This window comes from Cellulophaga sp. F20128 (assembly GCF_023015805.1).
Lineage (GTDB): Bacteria > Bacteroidota > Bacteroidia > Flavobacteriales > Flavobacteriaceae > Cellulophaga.
In genome coordinates, this window is sequence record NZ_JALKBA010000004.1 from 163590 (window position 1) to 187225 (window position 23636).

Annotated in this window: 17 protein-coding genes; 8 read left to right on the top strand and 9 right to left on the bottom strand. The window is 34.9% G+C overall.

Annotation, left to right across the window (positions count from 1 at the left end; genetic code table 11):
• Positions 1-81: 81 nt before the first annotated feature.
• From MWU65_RS06020 to MWU65_RS06030, 3 genes are all read right to left on the bottom strand, one after another.
• Positions 82-933 (bottom strand): OmpA family protein, encoded by an 852-nt coding sequence (locus tag MWU65_RS06020; protein WP_247076281.1) that lies wholly within the window; start codon positions 931-933, stop codon positions 82-84.
• 73 nt (positions 934-1006) lie between these two features.
• Positions 1007-2011: a glycosyltransferase family 2 protein gene (locus MWU65_RS06025; RefSeq protein WP_247076282.1), complete on the bottom strand. Its 1005-nt coding sequence runs from the start codon at positions 2009-2011 to the stop codon at positions 1007-1009.
• A gap of 32 nt (positions 2012-2043) precedes the next feature.
• Complete coding sequence (locus MWU65_RS06030; RefSeq protein ID WP_247076283.1) at positions 2044-2490, bottom strand: type I restriction enzyme HsdR N-terminal domain-containing protein; 447 nt, start codon at positions 2488-2490, stop codon at positions 2044-2046.
• Between the two features lie 26 nt (positions 2491-2516).
• On the opposite strand from MWU65_RS06030, the gene holA reads away from it, so the two are divergent.
• A complete protein-coding gene (gene holA, locus MWU65_RS06035; RefSeq protein WP_247076284.1) occupies positions 2517-3518 on the top strand; it encodes a DNA polymerase III subunit delta in 1002 nt (333 codons plus the stop codon).
• Positions 3519-3522: 4 nt separating this feature from the next.
• Here holA and MWU65_RS06040 read toward each other — a convergent pair whose 3' ends face one another.
• The 5 genes from MWU65_RS06040 to uvrA all read right to left on the bottom strand — a co-directional run bounded on the left by MWU65_RS06040 (position 3523) and on the right by uvrA (position 13103).
• Positions 3523-3903: a DoxX family protein gene (locus MWU65_RS06040; RefSeq protein WP_247076285.1), complete on the bottom strand. Its 381-nt coding sequence runs from the start codon at positions 3901-3903 to the stop codon at positions 3523-3525.
• A gap of 94 nt (positions 3904-3997) precedes the next feature.
• Complete coding sequence (locus MWU65_RS06045) at positions 3998-6409, bottom strand: alpha-ketoacid dehydrogenase subunit alpha/beta (protein ID WP_247076286.1); 2412 nt, start codon at positions 6407-6409, stop codon at positions 3998-4000.
• Between the two features lie 161 nt (positions 6410-6570).
• Positions 6571-9408, bottom strand: a complete 2838-nt coding sequence (locus MWU65_RS06050; RefSeq protein WP_247076287.1) for a metalloprotease — start codon at positions 9406-9408, stop codon at positions 6571-6573.
• 7 nt (positions 9409-9415) lie between these two features.
• Entirely contained in the window at positions 9416-10102 is a 687-nt protein-coding gene (locus tag MWU65_RS06055) for a TIGR00730 family Rossman fold protein (protein ID WP_247076288.1), read from the bottom strand.
• 172 nt (positions 10103-10274) lie between these two features.
• Positions 10275-13103: an excinuclease ABC subunit UvrA gene (gene uvrA / locus MWU65_RS06060; protein WP_247076289.1), complete on the bottom strand. Its 2829-nt coding sequence runs from the start codon at positions 13101-13103 to the stop codon at positions 10275-10277.
• 121 nt (positions 13104-13224) lie between these two features.
• Between uvrA and MWU65_RS06065 the strand changes: the two genes are divergently transcribed.
• Both MWU65_RS06065 and MWU65_RS06070 read left to right on the top strand, forming a co-directional pair.
• Positions 13225-13755: a hypothetical protein gene (locus tag MWU65_RS06065; RefSeq protein ID WP_247076290.1), complete on the top strand. Its 531-nt coding sequence runs from the start codon at positions 13225-13227 to the stop codon at positions 13753-13755.
• 55 nt (positions 13756-13810) lie between these two features.
• On the top strand, positions 13811-14569 hold the full coding sequence (locus MWU65_RS06070) for a LexA family transcriptional regulator (protein WP_247076291.1): 759 nt from the start codon (positions 13811-13813) through the stop codon (positions 14567-14569).
• Between the two features lie 2 nt (positions 14570-14571).
• Here MWU65_RS06070 and MWU65_RS06075 read toward each other — a convergent pair whose 3' ends face one another.
• Positions 14572-15030, bottom strand: a complete 459-nt coding sequence (locus tag MWU65_RS06075) for a small multi-drug export protein (protein ID WP_247076292.1) — start codon at positions 15028-15030, stop codon at positions 14572-14574.
• A gap of 190 nt (positions 15031-15220) precedes the next feature.
• On the opposite strand from MWU65_RS06075, the gene MWU65_RS06080 reads away from it, so the two are divergent.
• The 5 genes from MWU65_RS06080 to MWU65_RS06100 all read left to right on the top strand — a co-directional run bounded on the left by MWU65_RS06080 (position 15221) and on the right by MWU65_RS06100 (position 23589).
• On the top strand, positions 15221-15526 hold the full coding sequence (locus MWU65_RS06080; RefSeq protein WP_247076293.1) for a DUF6660 family protein: 306 nt from the start codon (positions 15221-15223) through the stop codon (positions 15524-15526).
• A 116-nt stretch (positions 15527-15642) separates the two neighbouring features.
• Complete coding sequence (locus MWU65_RS06085) at positions 15643-19971, top strand: CusA/CzcA family heavy metal efflux RND transporter (RefSeq protein ID WP_247076294.1); 4329 nt, start codon at positions 15643-15645, stop codon at positions 19969-19971.
• An 8-nt stretch (positions 19972-19979) separates the two neighbouring features.
• Positions 19980-21164, top strand: a complete 1185-nt coding sequence (locus tag MWU65_RS06090; RefSeq protein WP_247076295.1) for an efflux RND transporter periplasmic adaptor subunit — start codon at positions 19980-19982, stop codon at positions 21162-21164.
• A 2-nt stretch (positions 21165-21166) separates the two neighbouring features.
• A complete protein-coding gene (locus tag MWU65_RS06095; protein WP_247076296.1) occupies positions 21167-21583 on the top strand; it encodes a transcriptional repressor in 417 nt (138 codons plus the stop codon).
• A gap of 53 nt (positions 21584-21636) precedes the next feature.
• Positions 21637-23589, top strand: coding sequence for a heavy metal translocating P-type ATPase (locus MWU65_RS06100; protein ID WP_247076297.1), 1953 nt, complete (start codon positions 21637-21639; stop codon positions 23587-23589).
• The last annotated feature ends 47 nt before the right edge of the window (positions 23590-23636 follow it).

The window sequence follows — 23636 nt, forward strand, 5'->3', positions numbered from 1 at the left end:
AATGTTACCCTAAATAAAAATATAATGCAAAAAAAAAAGCCACAACATCAAGTTGTGGCTTTCCAAATATTTATTTTCTACTTAGTTGTTGATAGCAGGATCTTTCATTCCTTCTTCAATCATACTATAGAATTGATCAATTTTAGGAAGAACAACGATTCTAGTTCTTCTGTTTCTAGCTTTATCTGTTGAAGATACTGGTACATACTCAGCTCTACCAGCTGCAGTCATACGCTTAGGATCTACACCATAATCATTTTGTAAAATACGTACTACCGCAGTTGCACGTTTAACACTTAAATCCCAGTTGTCTAACAAAACACCTTTTCTGTAAGATACATTATCAGTATGTCCTTCAACCATAAATTCAAAATCTGGCTTGTTGTTTACAACTTGAGCAACTTTACCTAAAATTTCTTTTGCTCTTGTTGCTACATTGTAGCTACCACTGCTGAATAATAATTTATCAGATATAGATACAAATACTACACCTTTTTCTACACTGATCTCAATATCTTCATCATCCAAGTTACCAAGAACACCTTTTAAACTTTGTACTAATGAAAGATTCACAGAATCTCTACGTGTAATGGCATCATTTAATTTGCGAATAGTTAAATCTTTCTCTTGTAAACTTTCTAATGATTTTTCAAGGTTCTGCGCACCTTTAGCAGATAAATCTGTTAAATTACCCATGTTGTCAACCAATATTTGGTTGTTTGCCTTTAGGAAATCATTTTGGTCTTCTAAAGTTCTTAATCTAGCTGTAGCTGTCGCTTTTTCTTCAATACAACTATTTAATTTAACTGTAGCAGAATTTAATAAATCTTGAGATTCTTTATGTTTTGCTTCTAAATCCGAAAATTTCTTTTGCGAAACGCAAGATGATAATAAAATGGTTGCTCCAATACAGCCTAAAAAAATCTTTTTCATAATTGTGTTACTATTAATAGTTATTTGATTCAAAAATAATTAAAATGTTCTATGTAATGCTCATAAAAGATAGTTAATCTTTTACTAAATTGTTAAATTTCTTCTTATGATCTAAAAAATAGGCCCAGACTATAGATTTTATCACGTAATACTTGGCATATTTTAAATTATTTCCTTTTTTTCTCAACATTTTGGGAGCATTCCAGTAAAAACTAAAATGCGCTTGTAGTATTGCAAAAAAATGGGAAAACTTGAATGTAGCCAAAAAGCGTACACCAGCTATACCATCCAACAATAAGCGTGCCATAATGATAAAAAAAGCCTTTCTAAGGGGTATGTTTTTTAGGATACTAAAAAGGGAATTTCTAAAGTTTAAAAAAGTTTTTTTTGGATTCATTTCACTTAGTGTAGATCCTCCCTTATGATATACAATAGAAGACCCTATGTACATAATGTGTAATTTTTTATTTTGGGCTCTCCAACATAAGTCAATCTCTTCTTGGTGGGCAAAATAATCTTCATCAAAACCCTCCAAAAGATTAAATGTTTCCTTTCTAATGAATAAACAGGCCCCACTGGCCCAAAAGATCGGCGTATCATCATTGTATTGCCCTTCATCCTTCTCTAAGGTGTCAAAAATTCTTCCTCTACAATAGGGATAACCCAAGGCGTCTATAAAGCCGCCGGCGGCTCCAGCATACTCAAAATGTGTTTTCTTTTTAAAATCTAATATTTTAGGTTGAATGATTACAGTTTCAGGGCTGGAATTAAAATGAGCAGCAATAGGTGTAAGCCAATCTTTGGTCACTTCCACATCAGAGTTCAATAAACAAAAAATATCAGCATCAACATAATAAAGTGCATCGTTATATCCTTTGGCATATCCTCCATTTTCTTTATTCTCTATAATGGTAATTGAAGGGTAATTAGCGCTAACAAATGCCACAGAATCATCGGTAGAGGCATTATCCGCTACATATATAGGATGGTCTTGAGAGTGCTCTATCACGGAAGGTAAAAATTGCTCCAATAATTTCACACCATTCCAATTTAAGATAACCACGGCAATTTTAGACATACATATTTACTATAAGGATATTGAAAGCAAATTTAACGGTTAAAATCAGGAATGTCATGCAAAAAAACATAATTATTGTCGGCCGAATTAATTTTACAATAGAAATGATGCAATCCATTAGTCACCATTAAAAAACTTGCATCCAATTGCATATTATAGGTGGCAATTTGATCAAAAGTAGTTTGGGATATTTCAATTTCCGGTGCTTTACATTCTATTAAAATAGCTATTGACCCATCAGACTTGAAGACCACAACATCATACCTTTTTTTTAAATTATTTACGAGCAGCTGTTTTTCAACGTTTATAAGACTTTTAGGGTATTTTTTTTGATGAATTAAATGATGTACTACATGTTGTCTCACCCATTCTTCTGGTTGGAGTACCACAAATTTTTTTCGGATGATATCAAAAATATAGATTTTATTTTCGCTATTTTTGAAACGGAAGTTATAAGGAATAAAATTAAGCTTCTGCATACTACAAATTTGATGATTTTTTTTCAATGGATGAAGTAAAAAAGCTAATCTCAGACATAAAAAACGGAAATATAAAACCTGTATATTTTCTAATGGGAGAAGAGGCTTATTATATAGATAAGATTTCTGAATATATTGAAAAATCGGTTCTAACAGAAGAAGAGCGTGGTTTCAATCAAATGGTCCTATACGGTAAGGATGTAACTATAGATGATATTGTTAGTAATGCTAAGCGATACCCTATGATGGCCGAAAGACAAGTGGTAATTGTTAAAGAAGCTCAACATTTATCACGGACCATAGACAACTTAAGTAGTTATGTAGATCATCCACAACCCACTACAGTATTGGTGATTTGTTACAAATATGCCAAACTTGATAAGCGCAAGAAACTGTACAAATCGTTACAAAAAACAAGTGTTCTATTTGAAAGTAAAAAATTATTTGAAAATCAGGTAGCAGATTGGATTAGGAAGGTATTGCAGGGAAAAGGGTATACAATTACCCCTATTGCTTCACAATTGTTGGTCGAATTTTTAGGCACGGATCTCAGTAAAATAAATAATGAATTAGAGAAACTGAAATTGGTGATCCCTAAAGAAACTCAAATTACGCCAGCAGCAATTGAAGAGCATATAGGGATTAGTAAGGATTTTAATAATTTTGAACTTAAAAAAGCAATAGGTGAGCGCAACGTTATTAAAACAAATAGGATCATAAATTATTTTGCACAGAACCCAAAAGACAATCCGTTTGTAGTAACTATTACCATCTTACACACTTACTTTACACAAATTTTACAATATCATGGTTTAAAGGACCATTCTAAAGGTAATGTTGCTAAGGTTTTAGGAGTTCATCCATTTTTTGTTGGGGAATACCAAATTGCAGCGAAAAATTTCCCAATGAAAAAAGTAAGCGGAATAATCTCTGTACTGCGCGATTTAGACCTAAAAGGAAAAGGAGTAGGAGGAGCCAATATGAGTCAATCCGATTTGTTGAAAGAATTATTGGTTAAAATATTCTAAACTATTATTTCCGATCTACACTGTATCTCCCAGGACCAAGAAGAAAGATAACAACAAAAACCAAAAGATAGAGGAATGCCATTTCTTTTGTCGCAAATGGATCCGCACCGTGTTGTATAAAAGCGGCAACAAACATTGTTATGGCAGAAGGGATTGCAAACCATCGGGTTTTATATCCCAGAATTAAAAAAAGAGGGCATACTACTTCGCCTATGACAGCAAGAAATAAAGATGGACTGGTCCCGATACCAATGGGATCTGCGAATTTTATTTCACCACCCCCAAAAAGCATTTCTAATTTAGGTATTCCGTGCGTAAGTAACATAAGGGAAGGAGCAATGCGTAATAAGGCCAACCCAATATTTGTTTTAATAGAATTTTTCATGTTCGATTTTGGGATATTTACAATTCAAATGTAGAAATTATTTTTTAATAAACCCTATTAAATAAAACCACAGAGCTAATTTGATGAATACCACTTAGCGTAGGGTAGGAAAACTAACTGGATCTGCTTCATTCATGATACTGTATATTTTTTCAAATATATCTTCCGCATTTGGTTTGGAGAAATAATCACCATCTGTTGAGTAAGCGGGTCTATGTTGTTTTGCTGTCAATGCTTGTGGCATACTATCTAAATGTACATAAGCTCCCTGCTTTTCTAATATTTCTTGTATAAGGTAAGCAGAACAGCCACCGGGAACATCTTCATCAATTACCAGCAATCGATTGGTTTTTTTTATACTTTTTACAACGTCTTTATTGAGATCAAAGGGCAATAAACTTTGTGCATCAATGACTTCAATATCTATACCTACTTCTTGTAATTCTTTAGCAACTTGCATAACGATACGCAAGGTGGCTCCATACGAGAGTACAGTGATATCATGACCTTCTTTTACAGTTTCTACCACCCCAATAGGTGTACAATGTTGTCCAAGATTTGTTGGTTTTTTTTCTTTTAATCGATAGCCGTTTAAACATTCAATTACCAAAGCAGGCTCATCTGTTTTTAATAAGGTGTTGTAAAAACCAGCAGCCTTAACCATATTCCGAGGAACAAGAACATATAGTCCTCTTAGCAAATGAATAAAACCACCCATTTGGGATCCTGAATGCCATATGCCTTCCAATCGGTGACCTCGCGTACGAATTATTAAAGGCGCTTTTTGTTTGCCTACGGTACGGTATAGTAAAGTGGCTAAATCATCACTTAGGGTTTGCAGAGTATATAATAAATAATCCAAATACTGTATTTCAGCAATAGGGCGTAATCCTCTTAAGGCCATACCAATACCTTGCCCTATAATGGTTGATTCTCTTATACCTGTATCGGCAACCCTTAATTCGCCATATTTGGCTTGCAAGCCTTCCAATCCTTGATTTACATCGCCAATTGCTCCGGCATCTTCGCCAAAAATTAACAATTCAGGATTGTTTGCAAAAAGTATGTCAAAATTGTCTCGTAAAATTACCCTGCCATCAACCATTTCTGATGTGTCATCAAATGTTGGCTGAACGCTATCAATACTGGTTGCATTGTTCGCTAATTCACTATACAAATGCGAACTATACTTAGGCTGTATTTCTGCCAAATAGTTTGTAATCCATTTGGCTAATGCTAATTTTTCTGGGGTATCTTCTCCGATTAAGTACCGCAGTGCTCTCCGAGAAAATGAGGCTAAATCTCGTTTAATTGGCTCTTCTATGGCAATTAAATCGTTCTTTAACTTGATTATAAAATTTTTATTAGGACTCTTATTGGCTACATTGTCCAATAAAACAACTAATGTTTTTTTTCTTTCTTTGTTGGGTTGTATAAATTCTAGCCAAGCTTCTTTTTTAGCTGTTCGCACCTGTCTCTTAACATTTTTTTCAATTTCTGTAAGCTCATCAATTGTTGCAATGTTCTTTTCTAGGATCCATTCCTTAAACCGTTTGTTGCAATCGTTTTCTTTTTCCCAGGCTAATCGTTCTGCGGTTTTGTATCTTTCATGTGAACCAGAAGTAGAATGTCCTTGTGGTTGCGTAAGTTCTTTAACGTGTATGAGAACAGGAATATGTGCTTCCCTAGCTATATCCGAAGCATTTTCATAAGCGTGAATTAATGCTGTATAATCCCAACCATTTACTTTTAGAATTTCATATCCTTCGTTTTTTTCATCACGTTGAAAACCTTTAAGAACTTCAGAGATATCTTCTTTTGTTGTTTGGTGTTTCGCAGGAACTGAGATCCCAAAGGCATCGTCCCAAACACTAATAACCATAGGTACTTGTAATACTCCAGCTGCATTAATGGTTTCAAAAAAATGTCCTTCGCTTGTACTCGCATTCCCAATGGTTCCCCAAGCAACTTCATTTCCCTTTTTAGAAAAATTAGTGGCATCAATACCCGAAACATTTCTATATATTTTAGATGCCTGTGCCAAACCTAATAATCTTGGCATTTGTCCTGCTGTAGGAGAAATATCTGGACTACTATTTTTTTGAGCAGTGAGGTCTTTCCAGCTACCATCTTTATTTAAACTATGAGTTCCAAAATGCCCTCCCATTTGTCTGCCAGCACTCATAGGATCTTTGCTAATGTCTGTAGTGGCGTATAAACCGTGAAAAAACTGTTTGGAATTTAATGCTCCAATAGCCATCATAAACGTTTGATCCCTGTAATAACCGCTTCTAAAATCGCCATCCTTAAAGGAACGTGCCATTGCTAATTGGGGCAATTCTTTGCCATCTCCAAAAATTCCGAATTTAGCTTTTCCCGTTAATACTTCTCTTCTTCCTAATAAACTACATTCCCTACTGGTAACTGCTATTTCATAATCCTTAACGATCTGTATTTTAAAATCATCAAATGAAATATTATCCTCGGTTTGTGGTTTTACGCTCATTACTAGAAGTTATATCATACAAAAGTATCAAAATTGATTCATCTATGCAATTTATAGGAGTTATATATTATTGGTTATTTCATAATTAATTCCTAATTATAGAAGTAAAATTTACGATATGTTCAAATTTTGTAGACAAAATTGTGTTATCCTTCATTAAATCAAAACCATTTCCTAGTAAAAAGTCCCGTTAATGACTTGGGGTTTAAGGTAACAATAAATCGTATTTTTTCGGCGTAATTGGGTTGAGATACCTCCCAGCCATTATTGGAATACATCGGTAAAAAGAGTTCAAAGTAATCTGTGACTAGGTTTAAGCGTATGCCTGCATCGTAAACAAACCTAGAATTGAAACCTTTGTTTTTTATATAACCTAAATCGCCATAGGCCTCAATCCACCTCCAAATATTGGTACTGGTATTTACGGTAGTAATCCAATCATTGGCATAGGGGTTTTCTAATTTGGATTTAAAGCCACCTTCTGCAATAATAATTTGTTGGCTGTAGATTCCCGATGCATCAGATCTGCCGAGATAACTATAGTCAAATAAGTAATCAGTGGGTCTGTCCAAGGCAAAACTAAAGAAATTAGAATCCGTTGTATTTCTTAAAAATTTACCAGCAAAAAAACGCAGGTTGAATTGCCTGTTGTTTTGAAACAGTTTCCGGTACTCTAGGTCAAAGGATACTTTAGAAAAGTTACCCGCGTATTGCGCATCTACAAACCAAGAAAAGTAATTTATCATTCCGTTATTAGAATCAATAAATCGTGCGTTCAATACGCTGTAATCAGGGTCTGTGTCTATCATCAAGTTTTCGTCAAAATTCCGAAACACATTAATGTAACGCATAAAGAAATATTGATTTCTGTTTGCACGAAGATTTTTTTGGCGCCACCCTAATCCAAAGGAAGGAGTAATGGTTGAGTATCTTGAATCCTTTTCAAAGTGAAAAGAAGAAGCACTCAAGGAATAGGTAGAAAGGTATAGGTTTTTGTTTTTATGGTAGGTTTTTACACTAAACTTACCGCTACCTACAAAAGACTTTTGTTTGATAGCATAGGCCGGGGCTATTGCAAAGAGAAAAGGACGGTCTAAGAGTACTTTATTATGCAATTTTAAGGTTGGTGTTAAACCATCATAGGCATTGAAGCTAATTTCTGGGTTGTAAAAAACCTGATTGTAATACGGATTTTCGGCATCTTTAAAAAACTGTAATCTTAATTTTTTATTACTTGAAAAAAATCCTTTCAGTGACTTCCAGTTATCTCTTTGATTGAATTCAGGTATTTTCTTATCATAATTTAATACCAATCTATCTTCGCCATTCTTTGGGATGGTAAACGTTGAAATTTCTTTGACATTGGTAATCCAATATTTGGAAACCACAGAATCATTTTTTAGACCAAACAATGAAATAGGGATGTTTGCAGAAGTTTTATTTTTTATAATAACTTCTAAAGAATCTGGTTTTTTTATGACTTTCTTTATTTTAAAATCAATCTTATCATTGGTAGCGATAAATTCAGTAAAAAACCAACTGATGTCCTCCTCTGTTTCATTTTTTAGAATGGTTTCAAAATCCTCTGCTGTAACTGGCTGAGCCCGGTATAATTCATAGAATTCTCTAATGCCTTTGGCTACTTTATTATACCCTATATATTCAGACAAATAGGCTAGGCCCAATCCTGCTTTATAGCTGTTGGCTATTTGCTGATTAAATTTAATTAAAGAATCGTTGGAGGTGGTAAGTGGCTGCCCTAAATTTTTTCTAGTAGTAAGCATAGAAAGCAACTCATACTGATCATTAAAATCCATTTTAGCTAGCTCAAAACTGCGTATTCCCCATATTTTTGATAATTTACCCAATAATTTTTGGTCGGGATAATTTTCATTAACATAGGTGATCATTAAATAGTTAACAATGGCATCTGTGACCCATTTCTCTTTTCTAGGGTTCACATATATACTTTCATTTAAAATAGTATACAGTGTTGTTTTTAAAAATTTTAACTCATAATTGAAATTTTCAGAATAGGGTACAATAAAAGAAGGAAGTTGATTGATGCCGTACAAAGGGTTTTTCTGATAATCCAGTTCACTTACCAGCACTTTCTTATGTGGAAATTCTCCTAAATTTTTCACTATAAAATTAGCTACTTTATTGATGGAGATACCTTGTAGAATTTCTTCGTATTTTGGGGAAGAAAAATCAGTTTCAACAGTTAAATCTGGCGTGATATGGGTAATGAATTTTTTTTCAGGACTCAGGAATATTTCGCCACTTTTTCTGCTGGTTCCTTGAAAAAGGACCGTCTTTTTATAGTCTATAATAACCTCTTTTGTCTGATCTAGGTTTGATGAAATATACAGGTTAGGAGGAAAGGTGAAACTTATTTTTGTATTTGTAATATCCGTTTGTAGATCTTCTAAATTTTTATTGGAATATAATTGCCAGTTTCCGGTATAAGCAGCAGGAGTCATATACCAGTCCTTTAAATAATAGCCCCCTTCATCATCGTAACCGTAGGTAGTATATTTATTGGGGGGTAATTGTACCTTGTATGTAATAAATAGGGTTATTTTTTCATTTGGCCCCAATGGGGTGTTTAAAATAAATTTAACAATGTCTGTGCCTTTGGTACGGGTCCATTCTAGACCATTGTGGTTGTTATCTACAACGCTTATTAAGTTTGTATGACCTCTTTCTTTAGGTTTAGCTAGGTGTAAGCTCTTTTTGTACTCTTCTGCAAACCGCTTTGCCAATGCGGAATTTTTACTAGCATAGGCATTTGCCCAATCATTAAAATAGAGTTCGTCTAAGGTGTCTTTGGAGTTATTTGTATAACTAAACTCTTGTTGAATAGCTATTTCATTGCATGTTTCATCTAATGTAGCATGAACACTATTTTGGTGTTGTGCCTGTAACTGTGTACTAAAAATGATCAGGAACGCACAGGCCAAATGAAATAGGTAAGTATGTAATTTTAATGATGCCATAAATTGCTTAAAAGTTAGGACTTAAATCACGCCCTTTGTAAAATACATCTATAATTTCAACTACTTCTTCGGCAGTATCTACTATTTTAACAAGATCTAAATCTTTAGCACTGATGGTACCTTCTGTTAACATTGTATTTTTTACCCATTCAATGAGGCCCGACCAAAATGCAGTCCCTACTAAAATAATAGGGAATTTTGCAATTTTATTGGTTTGGATCAGGGTTATGGCTTCAAAAAGCTCGTCTAAGGTTCCAAAGCCACCCGGCATCACAACAAAACCTTGAGAATATTTAACAAACATTACTTTTCGGACAAAAAAGTAATCAAAATCTAAACTTTTATCAGGATCAATATACGGATTGTCATGCTGCTCAAAAGGCAAATCGATGTTTAATCCAACCGAGGTGCCACCTGCCAAATTTGCTCCCTTGTTCCCAGCTTCCATTATTCCTGGACCACCACCAGTAATTACGCCATAACCAGCCTCTGCAATATTTTTTGCTACCTCTATAGCCAGTTGGTAATATTTATCATCCTCTTTAGTTCTAGCAGATCCAAAAATTGATACACATGGACCTATGGCGCTCATTTTTTCGAAACCATTTACAAATTCGCCCATTATTTTAAAAAGTGCCCAGGAATCATTTGTTTTTATCTCATTCCAGCCTTTGGGGTGTTTTTCTGCTCTCATTCTTTTATTGTTTATTCGTTTAATGTCTAAAAGTAGCAAGTTGTACTATTGCAATCTTAGATTCTACTCTTAAAAGGTATTATTTTTTACTTCATGAATACCCTAGATATTAGCCATTAAAGGAGTTTAATTTAAATTTATTTTTTAATTTAGAAATAGCCATTACCTCTAATTAAAGTTCTTTTTTTAAAAATTTTGCGGTATAGCTTTTAGTGTCTTTTGCAACCTCTTCAGGTGTTCCTTCTGCTACAACCATTCCACCGCCACGACCGCCTTCATACCCAATATCTATGATATAATCTACCATTTTTATAACATCCATATTATGCTCAATGACTAGCACTGTATTGCCTTTGTTTACCAATTTATTTAAAACCTCCATTAACACTCTTATATCTTCAAAATGTAACCCTGTTGTAGGTTCATCTAAAATATAAAATGTATTTCCTGTATCTCTTTTAGACAGTTCGGTTGCCAGTTTAATACGTTGTGCTTCACCACCCGATAAGGTCGTAGATTGCTGCCCTAAAGAAATATACCCTAAACCTACATCTTGTATGGTTTTTAGCTTGCGATTAATTTTAGGAATTTTTTCAAAAAACGATACGGCTTCGTTGATCGTCATTTCCAAAACATCCGCAATAGATTTACCCTTGTATCTAATTTCTAGGGTCTCTCTATTAAAACGCTTGCCATTACATGTTTCACAATCTACGTAAACATCGGGCAGAAAGTTCATTTCTATGGCACGTAATCCGCCACCTTGACAAGTTTCACATCGTCCACCTACAACATTAAAACTAAACCTACCTGGTTTATAACCTCTAATAGCGGCTTCTGGAGTTTTAGTAAATAAGGTTCTAATTTCACTGAATACACCGGTATAGGTAGCTGGGTTAGATCGTGGTGTTCTACCAATTGGCGATTGATTAATATCTATGACCTTATCAATATCATCTAGTCCAGTTATTTTTTTATACGGCATTGGTTTTTTAACACCGTTAAAGTAATACGCATTTAAAATAGGGTAGAGGGTTTCGTTAATTAAAGTAGATTTTCCACTTCCGGAAACACCAGTAACACCTATCATTTTACCCAGAGGTAGTGTAACAGAAACATTTTTTAGATTATTGCCGGTACAGCCCGTAAGTGTTATTTTTTTACCGTTGCCAGCTCTCCGTGTTTCTGGCACAGGAATTTTTCTCTTGCCAGTCATATAATCGGCTGTCAGCGTTTGGTAGTTTTTTAAATCTTCTGGTTTTCCCTCAGAGATGATTTCGCCGCCGTGTTTCCCTGCTTTAGGGCCAATATCTATAACGTGGTCTGCACGCGCTATCATATCTTTGTCATGCTCTACAACAATAACAGAATTACCAATATCGCGTAAAGCCTCTAATGACGTTATTAGACGTTCGTTATCTCTTTGGTGCAAACCTATACTTGGTTCATCTAAAATATACAGCACCCCAACCAATTGAGAACCTATTTGTGTTGCCAAACGAATACGCTGTGCCTCCCCACCAGACAAGGACTTTGAGCCTCGATTTAAAGATAAGTAATCCAAACCTACATTTAATAAGAATTGAAGTCTGGCCTTAATTTCTTTTATAACTTCTTCTGCTATTTTAAGCTGATTTTTAGTAAGTTTTTTATCAATCTTGTCAAAAAAGGAAAACAAGTCTACAATATCCATATTGGCTAAATCGGCAATATTTTTATCGTTTAATTTAAAATTTAAAGATGCTTTTTGTAATCTAGAACCATTACATTCAGGACACAAAACCTTGTCCATAAATTCTTTTGCCCAACGCTTTATAGGTGCAGAACCTGAATTGTTAAACTGACTTTCTATAAAATTAGCAATGCCTTCGTATTCAATTTTATAATTCCGTTTTATACCCAATGTTTTTGAATCCACTTCAAAACTTTCATTGCCTCCATGTAAAATAATGGCCATAGCTTCTTCTGGAATTTTTGAAATAGCATCCGTTAGCTTAAAATTGTACCGTTGCGCAATAGTTTCTAACTGCTTAAAAGCCCAAGAGTTTTTATGTGGTCCTAAGGGTGCAATACCGCCATCTTTTATGGAGAGTTTTGTGTTTGGGAAAATCTTTTTATCATTGACCTCGTATTTATGTCCCAATCCATTACAACTGTTACACATTCCTTTAGGTGAATTAAAAGAAAAGGTGTTAGGTTCTGGTTTTGGGTAGGATATTCCTGTGCTAGGGCACATGAGATCTCGACTAAAATAACGAGGTTCAGTTTTCCCTTCTTCAAGAATCATTAAAACATTGTCCCCACTATACATCGCTGTGTTTATAGTCTCTGTAATCCGCTTGTCTAAATCTGCAGTATCCGTAATTTTTAAACGATCAATTACAATCTCAATATCATGGTTTTTGTAGCGATCTAATTTTAACCCCTTTACAATATCTTTTATTTCCCCATCAACTCTAACTTTTACAAAACCTTGTTTGGCAATTTGCTCAAACAATTCTCGGTAATGTCCTTTTCTAGATTTAACTACCGGAGCCAAGACATTAATTTTTTTATCCTTAAAGTCCGTTGTGATCAGTTCTTTTATTTGCGCATCACTGTAGCTAACCATCTTTTCTCCGGTATTGTAACTATGTGCATCCGCTGCACGTGCAAACAACAGTCTTAAGAAATCATAGATTTCTGTGATGGTGCCTACCGTGGATCTGGGCGATTTTGAAGTTGTTTTTTGTTCTATAGCTATAACAGGAGAAAGCCCATCAATTTTATCAACATCCGGACGTTCTAAGCCACCTAAAAATTGGCGGGCATAAGCAGAAAAGGTTTCAATATACCTTCGCTGACCTTCAGCATATATGGTATCAAAAGCTAAGGACGATTTTCCACTACCAGAGAGTCCTGTTATCACAACTAGTTTTTCTCTAGGTATAGTAACATCAATGTTTTTAAGGTTGTGTACACGTGCACCTTTAACCTCTATATTTTCTTCGTATGTAATCATTTACGTATTTGGCAAAGTTGCGAAGTTACAATTTTGGAATTAAATTCTAAGGGTGTCACTATTTAGTTTTTGTTAATTCCCAATAGAAGTATACATTAGCTCTAAAATAAAATAAACAAGAATGCAACTATTAGGAATAGGCTCTAGAATAGCCCATAAAGAATTCGGAAAAGGTGTTGTAACCAATGTAACGTCTAAACATTACTGGGTTACTTTTATAGAAAATGGATTGGAAACTATTGCAATTGATTCTGATTTTGAAACCATTGAAGCGGTTGAAGATGAAGTAGACACTGTTAGTTTTTCTGAGGTAGAACAATCTTTAATTTCTATTTTAAAACGTTGGAGTGATGCTAGCAGTATTACCCCTATAGCAGACAAATGGAAAGGGGGAAACCTAGTTTTAGAATCTGGAGATGGCAAATTGTCTAACAAAGAAATGCCGATAGATATTTTTTTTCATAAAATAGTTATGGTGCGTGACCGTATTCGAGTGATGGAACAAAAAATTAAAGCAACTAAAAACTTGGATGATCATGAAAAAGTAGACCTTCAACAATACATAACCCGTATCTATGGTAGTCTTACTTCATTTAATGTATTGTTTAAAAGTAAGAGCGATCAGTTTATTGGAGAACGCAGTAAGTCTTAATTAGGATTATTTCCAATTTTATGTTGGATATAATCCATATGTTGTATATTAGCGCATGGGAAATGAAAATACAGTAGAGGTAAAGCGCTTTATTGCGGTTCGTAGAGACTTAGGGTTTACACAAACAGAATTTGCAAAACTTCTTGGAATACCGAGTACAACTGCAGACATAGAACGGGGTAGAACAAAGCTTTCGGGCAAGGTAGTTGCAGAATTATTAAAGCAGTTTAAAATAAACCCCTTATGGATTTTTGGAGATAGTAATCAACAATACCTATCCGTAGGGGCTATCAATAGTGTTATCCCCAAATTTGTTACAGTAGATGCTTCTGAAAACGAAAATATGGTATTGGTGAATGCCAAAGCTGCTGCTGGCTACCCACAAAATATTCAAGATGCAAGTTGGTACAAACAATTACCCGCTTTTGACTTACCAATTCCAGAATTCAGAAATGCAACCTATAGAGGTTTTCAAGTGGAAGGAGATAGTATGCTTCCCAATTTATATCCCAATGAATGGGTTTTGGCGAAAGCCATTGAAAGTATAGAGGATATTAACCCCAATAAAATGTATGTGGTTGTGCTTTACGATGCGGTTTTGGTTAAAAAACTAGAAAAAGTGCCCAGCAGTAATACGATGTCCTTAATTTCTTTAAATGAGACTTATCCTCCGTACCAAGTAGATATTGAGCAAATACAAGAATTATGGCAGGTAAATAGTAAAATTACATTTGGCTTAGATGCAACCACAGAAAAAGGATTGTTAAAAGAGTTGCAAGAATCAATGGAAGAACTAAAAAAACGAATAAAATAAAGTTATGCCATCCCTTGCATCGCAAAATAAGTAGCTAGCCATATAATAACAGAAGAAAAGAAAATACCGATGGCATTTGCTAAAAATGCTTTTCGTTTTTCTATTTTAAATAAATACGTTGCAATTGTTCCTGCATATACTCCAGTTCCAGGTATAGGTAACATTACAAAAAAGATAAGCCCCCAAAATCCGTATTTTTTTATTTTATCTCCAGATCCAGTTTTTGCCTTCCGAGCTACATAGATGGCTCCTTTTTTATAAAACCTCCAATTTAATAGGTATTGATTAATCTTGGTTAAGAAAAACAACATCATTGGAAAAACCAATAAATTGGATAAAAAACAAACTACAAAAACAAGGTATATGTTTAGCCCATTTAGCATTCCATACGGAATCCCAACCTTGGCCTCCCCAAAGGGAGATATACTCCATAACATTGCAATAATATAATTTATAAGCACTATTGATTTGTTTTAATTTGCAAATTTAACATTTCATGCTAAAGTAATTTCATTCTAAATCACAAAAATTAATTAAATTTTCAAGTATAGGAATTTTACAATTTAGAATCAAAATTCTAATTCAATTGGCTTTTTTAAGAAAGTGATTTTTGCAATACCATTGCACTAAATTAATGATATCTTTGTCGGAATGAAATTTGTAACTTTCATATTGTCGTTTTATATTTTAACATTGAACTTTATTCCTTGTGAAGATGGTGAAGTGTTCTCTCATGAAATGCAAATTGAAATTGTACATAGCGCAAATGATAATCACGGGCATATAGATATGTGTTCCCCATTTTGCCAGTGTCAATGTTGTCATATACAAACTACATTTTTTAAAGTAGCAGAGCTATCATTAGATACTCATGAAATTGACACTACTATTTTTCTTCATTTTGAAGGTTTAGGAAAAGACATTTCTAAATCGATCTTGCAACCTCCAAGGGTATAATACTTTTTTATAGGATAACTATATAATTTAATCACCTATCTGTTAGGTTTTTAGATTGATTAATTTTTTGAAAAAACAAAAATTGGTCAATTCGTTTCACTGTATTATACATTTTTATGATTAATAAAATAATTGATTTTTCAATCAACAATAAATTTATAATTGGCTTGTTTACACTGGCTATTATAGGAGTTGGAATTTGGAGTATTAGGCAAGTACCCATTGATGCGGTTCCAGATATTACAAACAACCAAGTACAAATCATTACACAAGCACCCAATTTGGGAACAGAGGAGATAGAGCAATTTGTGACCTACCCTGTGGAATTGGCAATGAGCAATTTACCAGACGTCAAAGAAATTCGTTCTATTTCTAGGTTTGGATTATCTGTAGTGACTATTGTTTTTGATGATGAAGTAGGTACTTATTTGCCCAGGCAATTAGTATCAGAAAAACTACCGGAGATTTTAGAACAAATTCCAGAAGGTTTTGGAAAACCAACTATGGGACCTATATCTACGGGTTTGGGTGAAATTTACCAATATACTCTGGAAGTAGAAGAAGCCTATAAAGACAAATATAATGCTATAGAATTACGAACTATCCAAGACTGGATCGTAAAACGTCAAATGGCAATGGTTCCTGGTGTCGTTGAAGTTAATGCCTTTGGAGGAAAAATTAAACAATATGAGGTTGCAATTGACCCCGGGGAGTTGGCTGCAATTGGATATACAATTACCGATATATTTACGGCCTTAGCAAATAACAATCAAAATACAGGAGGGGCATATATAGAAAAAAATCATCAGGCTAATTTTATACGGGGAGAAGGACTTCTAAAGTCGATCTCAGAGATAGAGCAAATCTTAGTAAAAAACGAGAATAATATTCCAGTTAAAATTAAAGATATTGCAACTGTCTCCATAGGAAATGCTGTACGGTACGGGGCTTTAACAAAGGATGGAAAGGGAGAAACTGTCGGCGGAATGATTTTGATGCTAAAAGGCGCAAGCTCCAATGATGTAATTGCCAATGTAAAAGAACGTATTTCTCAAATTCAAAAATCCTTGCCAGATGGGGTTATTATAAAACCCTTTTTAGATAGAAGTGAATTAATAGCGAAAACTACAGGTACAGTGACCACCAATTTATTGGAAGGTGGTCTTATCGTCATTTTTGTATTGGTCTTGCTTTTAGGGAATTGGCGTGGCGGACTTATCGTGGCTTCTACTATTCCTCTTTCCTTGTTATTTGCGTTTATTTTAATGAATGTTTTTGGCGTTTGGGCCAATTTAATGAGTTTAGGGGCAATTGATTTCGGTATTATTGTAGATGGCGCTGTTATAATTGTAGAAAGTATGGTTTTTTTAATGGCATCACAGCTCTATAAAAAGAAAAATTTAAACCCAGCAGAAAGAAACAAAATAGCTAGTAATTCTTCAAAAAAAATGATGAATGCCGCTTTTTTTGGACAATTAATTATTTTAATTGTATTTATTCCTATTCTTGCTTTGGAGGGAGTAGAAGGTAAAATGTTTCGGCCTATGGCCCTCACATTTATTTTTGCCATGATAGGAGCCATGATCTTGTGTTTAACCTATGTTCCTATGATTTCTGCTTTGTTTTTAAGAGCATCAACTACGAATAAAGTATCGTATGGCGACAAGTTTGTTTATTGGATAGAGGCCAAATACCAGCCTTTACTCACCAAATCACTACAAAAAGGGAGACTTATTCTTGGCATTTCAGTGGCTTTCTTCTTAGTTGCCATTTTTATGTTCACGAGGATGGGTGGCGAATTTATTCCGCAGTTAGATGAAGGTGATATTGCCTTTCATGCTATTTTAAAACCAGGGAGTTCACTCACCGAATCCATTGCAACAACTACAAAAATTGAACAAATTGTAAAGGCTAAATTCCCAGAAGTACTATCTGTAATTAGTAGAATTGGTGTAGCAGATGTTCCTACAGATCCTATGCCTATGGATATTGCCGATGTTTTTGTCATTTTAAAAGAGCCATCAGATTGGACATCAGCATCATCCAAGGCGGACTTAGTGTCTAAAATTAAAGATGAAGTTAGTCTTGTTCCAGGTGTTAATTTTGAATTTACCCAACCTATAGAAATGCGATTTAATGAGTTGCTAACGGGAGTGAGAGAAGATGTTGCCATTAAGTTATTTGGTGATGATTTAGATGTATTAGCCTCAAAGGCTGAAGAAATTGGGAAGCTAATAGCTAATATAGAAGGCGTTGCAGATATGAAGGTGGAAGCAACCACAGGGCAACCACAAATATCAATAAACTACAATAGAAATAAATTAGCACAATATGGACTACATATTTCTGACTTAAATAATACCGTTGAAACTGCTTTTGCAGGGAAAAAAGCAGGAGTTATTTTTGAAGGTGAAAAACGATTTGATTTGGTTGTACGGTTAAATAAATTAAACCGAAATGAAATTTCAGATATTAAGGATTTGTTTGTGATGCTACCTTCTGGTTCTCAAATACCATTGCGAGAAGTTGCAGAAATAAGTTATAAACCCGGTCCAATGCAAATAAGTAGGGACAATACCAACCGTAGAACTTATGTTGGTATTAATATTAGGGATCGAGATGTTAAGTCGGTTGTAGAGGAAATACAAGGGCGTTTGGATGCGGAATTGCAATTACCGCCGGGGTATTACATCCGTTATGGTGGGGCTTTTGAAAATTTGGAACGGGCAAGCAATAGGTTAAAGACGGTTGTGCCAATTGCATTGTTGTTGATTTTTGTACTTATTTATTTTGCCTTAAAATCGATCCCACAAACATTGATGATTTACGTAGCGATACCTATGGCTACCATAGGAGGTGTATTTGCCTTATGGCTTAGAGATATGCCTTTTAGTATTTCGGCAGGGGTAGGTTTTATTGTGCTTTTTGGAGTGGCTGTTTTAAATGGTTTGGTTATGGTTAGTGGTTTAAATGAACTTAAAGAAGAAGGTGTTACTAATTTAAACGATCGTATTATTGAAGGCACAAAAAGAAGGATTAGACCTATTATGCTTACTGCTTTTACGGATGTATTAGGGTTCCTGCCAATGGCAATTTCCTCTGGTGCAGGGGCAGAGGTACAGAGACCTTTAGCAACGGTTGTTATTGGAGGTTTGCTCACAGCAACATTTTTGACCTTATTTGTCTTACCAATTTTATACCATTGGGTAGAAAAAGGAGTCTTTAAAATTAATTTCAAAACTAAGTCAATTAGGGTAAGTGCAGTTATTGTGTTTTTCTTTACATGCTTATTTGGGGTACAAGCACAGGACTCTAAGGTGCCACAGCAAGAGCTTAAATTGGAGGAAGCTGTACAATTATCTAAAGAATATTATCCATTGTTAAAACAGGGCTTGCTAGAGATTTTTAAGGAAAACGCATTAAAAAGTACAGCTGTAGATTTAGGAACTACAGCCATTTTTACTGGAGGTGAAGAGATTTATGATGGTGTTGGCGTTTACACCCTTGTTGGTGTTGGACAATCTAATATTGATGTATTTGGTATTGCACCAAAAAGGAAACTGCAAGCCCAACATCTGCAACGTGCTAAAAATTCATATGATTTGTCATTATTGCAGGTAGAACAGCAGCTAAAGTTGGCTTGGGTACAAGCTTTTCAAGCAAAGAAAAACCTGGAACTCTATACGGAATTAGATTCCATATATGCTAATTTCTCAACAGCTGTAACTTTAAATTATGAGCTCGAAATAATTTCGAAGTTAGAATTTATGGCAGCTAAAAGTCAGGTTTTACAGATTAATAACGCAAAGCAAACGGCGAAAAGCGAATACCATATAGCACTTTCAAAATTAAATTTATGGTTGCCGTCAGAAGTGTATTACGGAGTTGCTAATACATTTAATGCTAGCCTAGAACCTGAGAAAACAACCTTAAAAAATCACCCTTTATTTGCTGCATTAGAAACGGATGAAAAGGTAGCTGAAGCTCATTTAAAAGTAGCCCAAGCCTCTAGTCTACCTAAGTTTAGCCTTCAGGGAGGTGTACAGCGCGTACAGGGGCAGTCTGGGTTTTATAGTTATCAAGCGGGTGTTTCTGTTCCTTTTTTATCAGGTAGTACCAAGGCACAAATAAAAATAGCAAGAGTAGATAAGGAAATAGCTGTATCTAAAGCCAACTACGAAAAAAAGAAACTTCAATCCAAATACGATCAGGCTTTAGAAAACTTCAAAAGATGGAAATCGTCTTGGTTGTTTTACAATACAGAAGTTTTACCCTTGGTTAAAGAACAACGTGCGGGAGCTTTGTTTGCTTATAGGGAAAGGGCTATTGATTATACCGAGTTTTCGCAACTTATGAAAGAGACAATTGAACTTGAGTTAGCTGCGCAAACCGCCTTTAAAAATTACACAAAGAGTTTATTTCAAATCCAATATTACAATCAATAAATAGAGCGATGAAAAAATATTATTATATAGCAATACTACTAGTAAGTAGTTTTACGGCCTGTAAAAATAACAACAACACTACAAAAGCAACTGCAGATACCACAGAAGGGGAAGCCAAAGGACAACAAAGTCATGGTAAAGAGGTGATGTTAAGTGCGCAACAATTCAATACATTACAAATGGAAACTAATGTGTTGTCTAAGCGTGCCATGAGCGGTTTTGTAGAAGCCAACGGCCAATTGGAAGTACCACCCCAAAATGAAGCGGCTATCACTGCAATCATAGGTGCTACAATTGTTTCTATTGATGTTATTGAAGGGGATAAAGTTAACAAGGGGCAAGTGGTTGCCTATTTATCACATCCAACAATTGTTCAAATGCAAACCAATTACCTCAATGCATATAGTCGCAGCATCTTCTTAAAAAAAGAGTTTGATCGCCAAAAGAAATTGTATGAGGCTGGGGTTGGTTCTGGATCCAATTATCAAAAATCTGAGTCGGAATATAAGGTGTCCAAGGCAATGGAGAACGGATTAGGAGCTCAACTTAAATTGTTAAATATAAATGTTGCTAGTGTTGGGAGTGGAACTATTTTTCAACGCATACCTTTGCTGAGTCCCATAGATGGGTTTGTGCAAAAAGTAAATATCAAAACCGGACAATATGTTGACCCCCAAACTGAGCTTTTTGAAGTAGTAGACACCCATCATATCCATGCAGATTTAATGGTTTTTGAAAAAGATGTACATCTAGTAAAAGAAGGGCAAAATGTTACTTTTAAGGTTCAATCTATGCCGGATGAAGAGTTGGTTGCCAGCATAGTATCCGTTGGTAAAACTTTTGAAGAGAACCCAAAAGCTGTTCACATTCACGCAGAAATTCAAAATAAAAAAGACAACCTAATACCAGGAATGTATATACAAGGAAAAATAGAAATTAATTCAAAAAGAAGTAAGGTTTTACCGGAGGGTGCACTGGTTAAAGATGGTGGTAAATTCTTTGTATTTATGGTAGCGAAAGAAAATGATGCTTGGAGTTTTAAACCGATGGAAGTAAGAAAAGGAAATACGGTAGACCACTGGGTAGCTGTAAATTTCTTGAATCCTATTGATACTACAGCAAAATTTGCGTATAATAATGCGTATTACCTTATGGCAGAAATGAAGAAAGGGGAGGCAGAACACTCACATTAATTATGGAAACAATAGAACAACTATTAGAATCAAAAAACATAAGAGTCACTGCTATGCGCCTGTTAATTTATAGGTTTCTTGCAGAAAAGCAAGTAGCTGTAACCTTAAGTGATATTGAAAATGCCTTTGACAAGGCAGATAGAACTACCTTGTACAGAACCATTAAAACCTTTGAAGAGAAAGCTATTGTGCATCAAATAGACGATGGTACAGGAATCACTAAGTATGCCTTATGTGAAAAAGGGTGTAATTGTGAAATAGAGACCGATTTGCATTTGCACTTCCACTGTAACAACTGCAACGAGACTGTTTGTTTAACAGCACATAAAATTCCACAAATAAAAGTACCCAAAGGTTTTGTTTCAGAAAATGTAAATTTAGTAGTAAAGGGCATTTGCGATAAATGTAGCGGGCACTAATGCACTTCCATTGCATGCGTTAAAATTGCATTTTAGCAGGTATAATTTTTAGTATGAAAAAAAAGAAACTGAACTTAAAGGATATAAAACCAAATACGGAGGCTGTACACCATCAAAATGATGGGCATACCCATACTAGTCAAACAGGTGAACGAAAACCGTATGTCCCTGCCATTCTGAGTTTTACGTTGCTTATGATAGGCATTGGTTTAGACTATTTTGAGGTCTATTTTTTTAAGGATAGGATTCCATTAATTTGGTTTTTTATAGCTTATCTACCCGTAGGACTACCCGTAGTAAAAGAAGGCGTAAAGAATATATTAAAAGGTGCCATTTTTACGGAATTCTTTCTAATGACAATAGCAACCCTTGGGGCTTTTGCAATTGGAGAATATCCTGAAGGTGTAGCGGTAATGCTATTTTATGCCGTAGGCGAACTATTTCAGAGTGCAGCAGTAACTAAGGCGAAAGGAAACATTAAAGCTCTACTAGATGTACGCCCCAAAGAGGCAACTGTATTTAGAGAGGGAAACCTTGTAAGTGTTCGCCCGGAAATGGTAGCAATTGGCGAGAATATTCAAATTAAAGTGGGTGAAAAAATCCCCCTTGATGGTGTTTTAATTTCTGATATGGCTACAATAAACACGGCGGCCTTAACTGGTGAGAGTAAGCCTGATACAATTGTCAAAGGAGCCAATGTTTATGCCGGGAGTATTAATTTAGAGCAAGTAATTACTGTTGAAGTTACTAAAGAATTTAAAGACAGTTCTATCGCTAGAATATTAGATTTGGTTCAAAATGCCACGGCTCGTAAATCTAAAACCGAATTATTCATCAGGAAGTTTGCTCGGATATACACCCCTATAGTTGTTTTTTTAGCGATTGGCCTAACTTTGATTCCTTATTTTTTTGTAACAGAATATGTGTTCCGAGATTGGTTGTATAGAGCTTTAATTTTCTTGGTGATATCATGTCCTTGTGCCTTGGTTATTTCCATTCCCTTGGGTTATTTTGGTGGTTTGGGGGCAGCCTCTAAAAACGGAATTTTATTCAAAGGTGCTTCATTTTTGGAGGCGATGAACAAAATAAACACCTTAGTACTAGATAAGACGGGTACGGTGACTAAAGGTGTGTTCAAAATCACAAAAATTAAAGCAATTTATGGGAATGAGAAAGAATTTATGAAGTATCTTATAGCTATAGAAGAACAGTCTACACACCCTATTGCTAAAGCTATTTTGGAATATACAAGTGAAGGAATAGACTTTAAAGCTACCGAAGTATCGGAACTAGCCGGAAAAGGATTAAAAGGCACTGTAAATGGAAAACTAGTTTTAGCAGGCAATAAAGTCTTCATGACCTCCAATAATATAAAGATTTTAGAAGAAGTTGATAGTATTGTTGAATCTATGGTATTAGTAGCTATAGACAATGTTTTTGCTGGTTATGTTGTTCTGGCAGATGAATTAAAGGACGATGCAATAGCCACGATTAACGCTTTGCATAAAATTGGGGTTAAAAATATAGTGATGCTTTCTGGTGATAAGGATTCCATTACTCAAAAAGTGGCATCCCAATTACATATTAAAAATGCCAAAGGTGGATTGTTACCTGAAGATAAACTAAGAGAGGTTGAAATATTAAAACAAAACCCTGAAAACAAGGTTGCTTTTATGGGTGATGGTATCAATGATGCCCCAGTTTTGGCAGCGAGTAATGTAGGCATTGCTATGGGGGGATTAGGCAGTGATGTTGCTATAGAAACCGCAGATGTTATCATTCAAACAGATCAACCTTTAAAAGTGGCTACGGCAATAAAAATAAGTAGATCTACTCGAAAAATTGTATGGCAAAATATTGCCTTAGCTTTTGGAGTGAAAGCAATTGTTTTAATTTTAGGAGCTGTCGGATTGGCTACTATGTGGGAGGCTGTATTTGCCGATGTAGGGGTGGCTCTCCTAGCTATATTAAATGCGGTTAGATTACAACGAATGCAATGGAGCTAACTACAATGGCTGTTTCGCTTTTAAGTGGGTTTGAAATAACTTTTATA

Bases quoted from the DNA above. Each gene is read 5' to 3' on its own strand.
- MWU65_RS06020 (WP_247076281.1), bottom strand. From the start codon at position 933: ATGAAAAAGATTTTTTTAGGCTGTATTGGAGCAACCATTTTATTATCA.
- MWU65_RS06025 (WP_247076282.1), bottom strand. From the start codon at position 2,011: ATGTCTAAAATTGCCGTGGTTATCTTAAATTGGAATGGTGTGAAATTA.
- MWU65_RS06030 (WP_247076283.1), bottom strand. From the start codon at position 2,490: ATGCAGAAGCTTAATTTTATTCCTTATAACTTCCGTTTCAAAAATAGC.
- holA (WP_247076284.1), top strand. From the start codon at position 2,517: ATGGATGAAGTAAAAAAGCTAATCTCAGACATAAAAAACGGAAATATA.
- MWU65_RS06040 (WP_247076285.1), bottom strand. From the start codon at position 3,903: ATGAAAAATTCTATTAAAACAAATATTGGGTTGGCCTTATTACGCATT.
- MWU65_RS06045 (WP_247076286.1), bottom strand. From the start codon at position 6,409: ATGAGCGTAAAACCACAAACCGAGGATAATATTTCATTTGATGATTTT.
- MWU65_RS06050 (WP_247076287.1), bottom strand. From the start codon at position 9,408: ATGGCATCATTAAAATTACATACTTACCTATTTCATTTGGCCTGTGCG.
- MWU65_RS06055 (WP_247076288.1), bottom strand. From the start codon at position 10,102: ATGAGAGCAGAAAAACACCCCAAAGGCTGGAATGAGATAAAAACAAAT.
- uvrA (WP_247076289.1), bottom strand. From the start codon at position 13,103: ATGATTACATACGAAGAAAATATAGAGGTTAAAGGTGCACGTGTACAC.
- MWU65_RS06065 (WP_247076290.1), top strand. From the start codon at position 13,225: ATGCAACTATTAGGAATAGGCTCTAGAATAGCCCATAAAGAATTCGGA.
- MWU65_RS06070 (WP_247076291.1), top strand. From the start codon at position 13,811: ATGGGAAATGAAAATACAGTAGAGGTAAAGCGCTTTATTGCGGTTCGT.
- MWU65_RS06080 (WP_247076293.1), top strand. From the start codon at position 15,221: ATGAAATTTGTAACTTTCATATTGTCGTTTTATATTTTAACATTGAAC.
- MWU65_RS06085 (WP_247076294.1), top strand. From the start codon at position 15,643: ATGATTAATAAAATAATTGATTTTTCAATCAACAATAAATTTATAATT.
- MWU65_RS06090 (WP_247076295.1), top strand. From the start codon at position 19,980: ATGAAAAAATATTATTATATAGCAATACTACTAGTAAGTAGTTTTACG.
- MWU65_RS06095 (WP_247076296.1), top strand. From the start codon at position 21,167: ATGGAAACAATAGAACAACTATTAGAATCAAAAAACATAAGAGTCACT.
- MWU65_RS06100 (WP_247076297.1), top strand. From the start codon at position 21,637: ATGAAAAAAAAGAAACTGAACTTAAAGGATATAAAACCAAATACGGAG.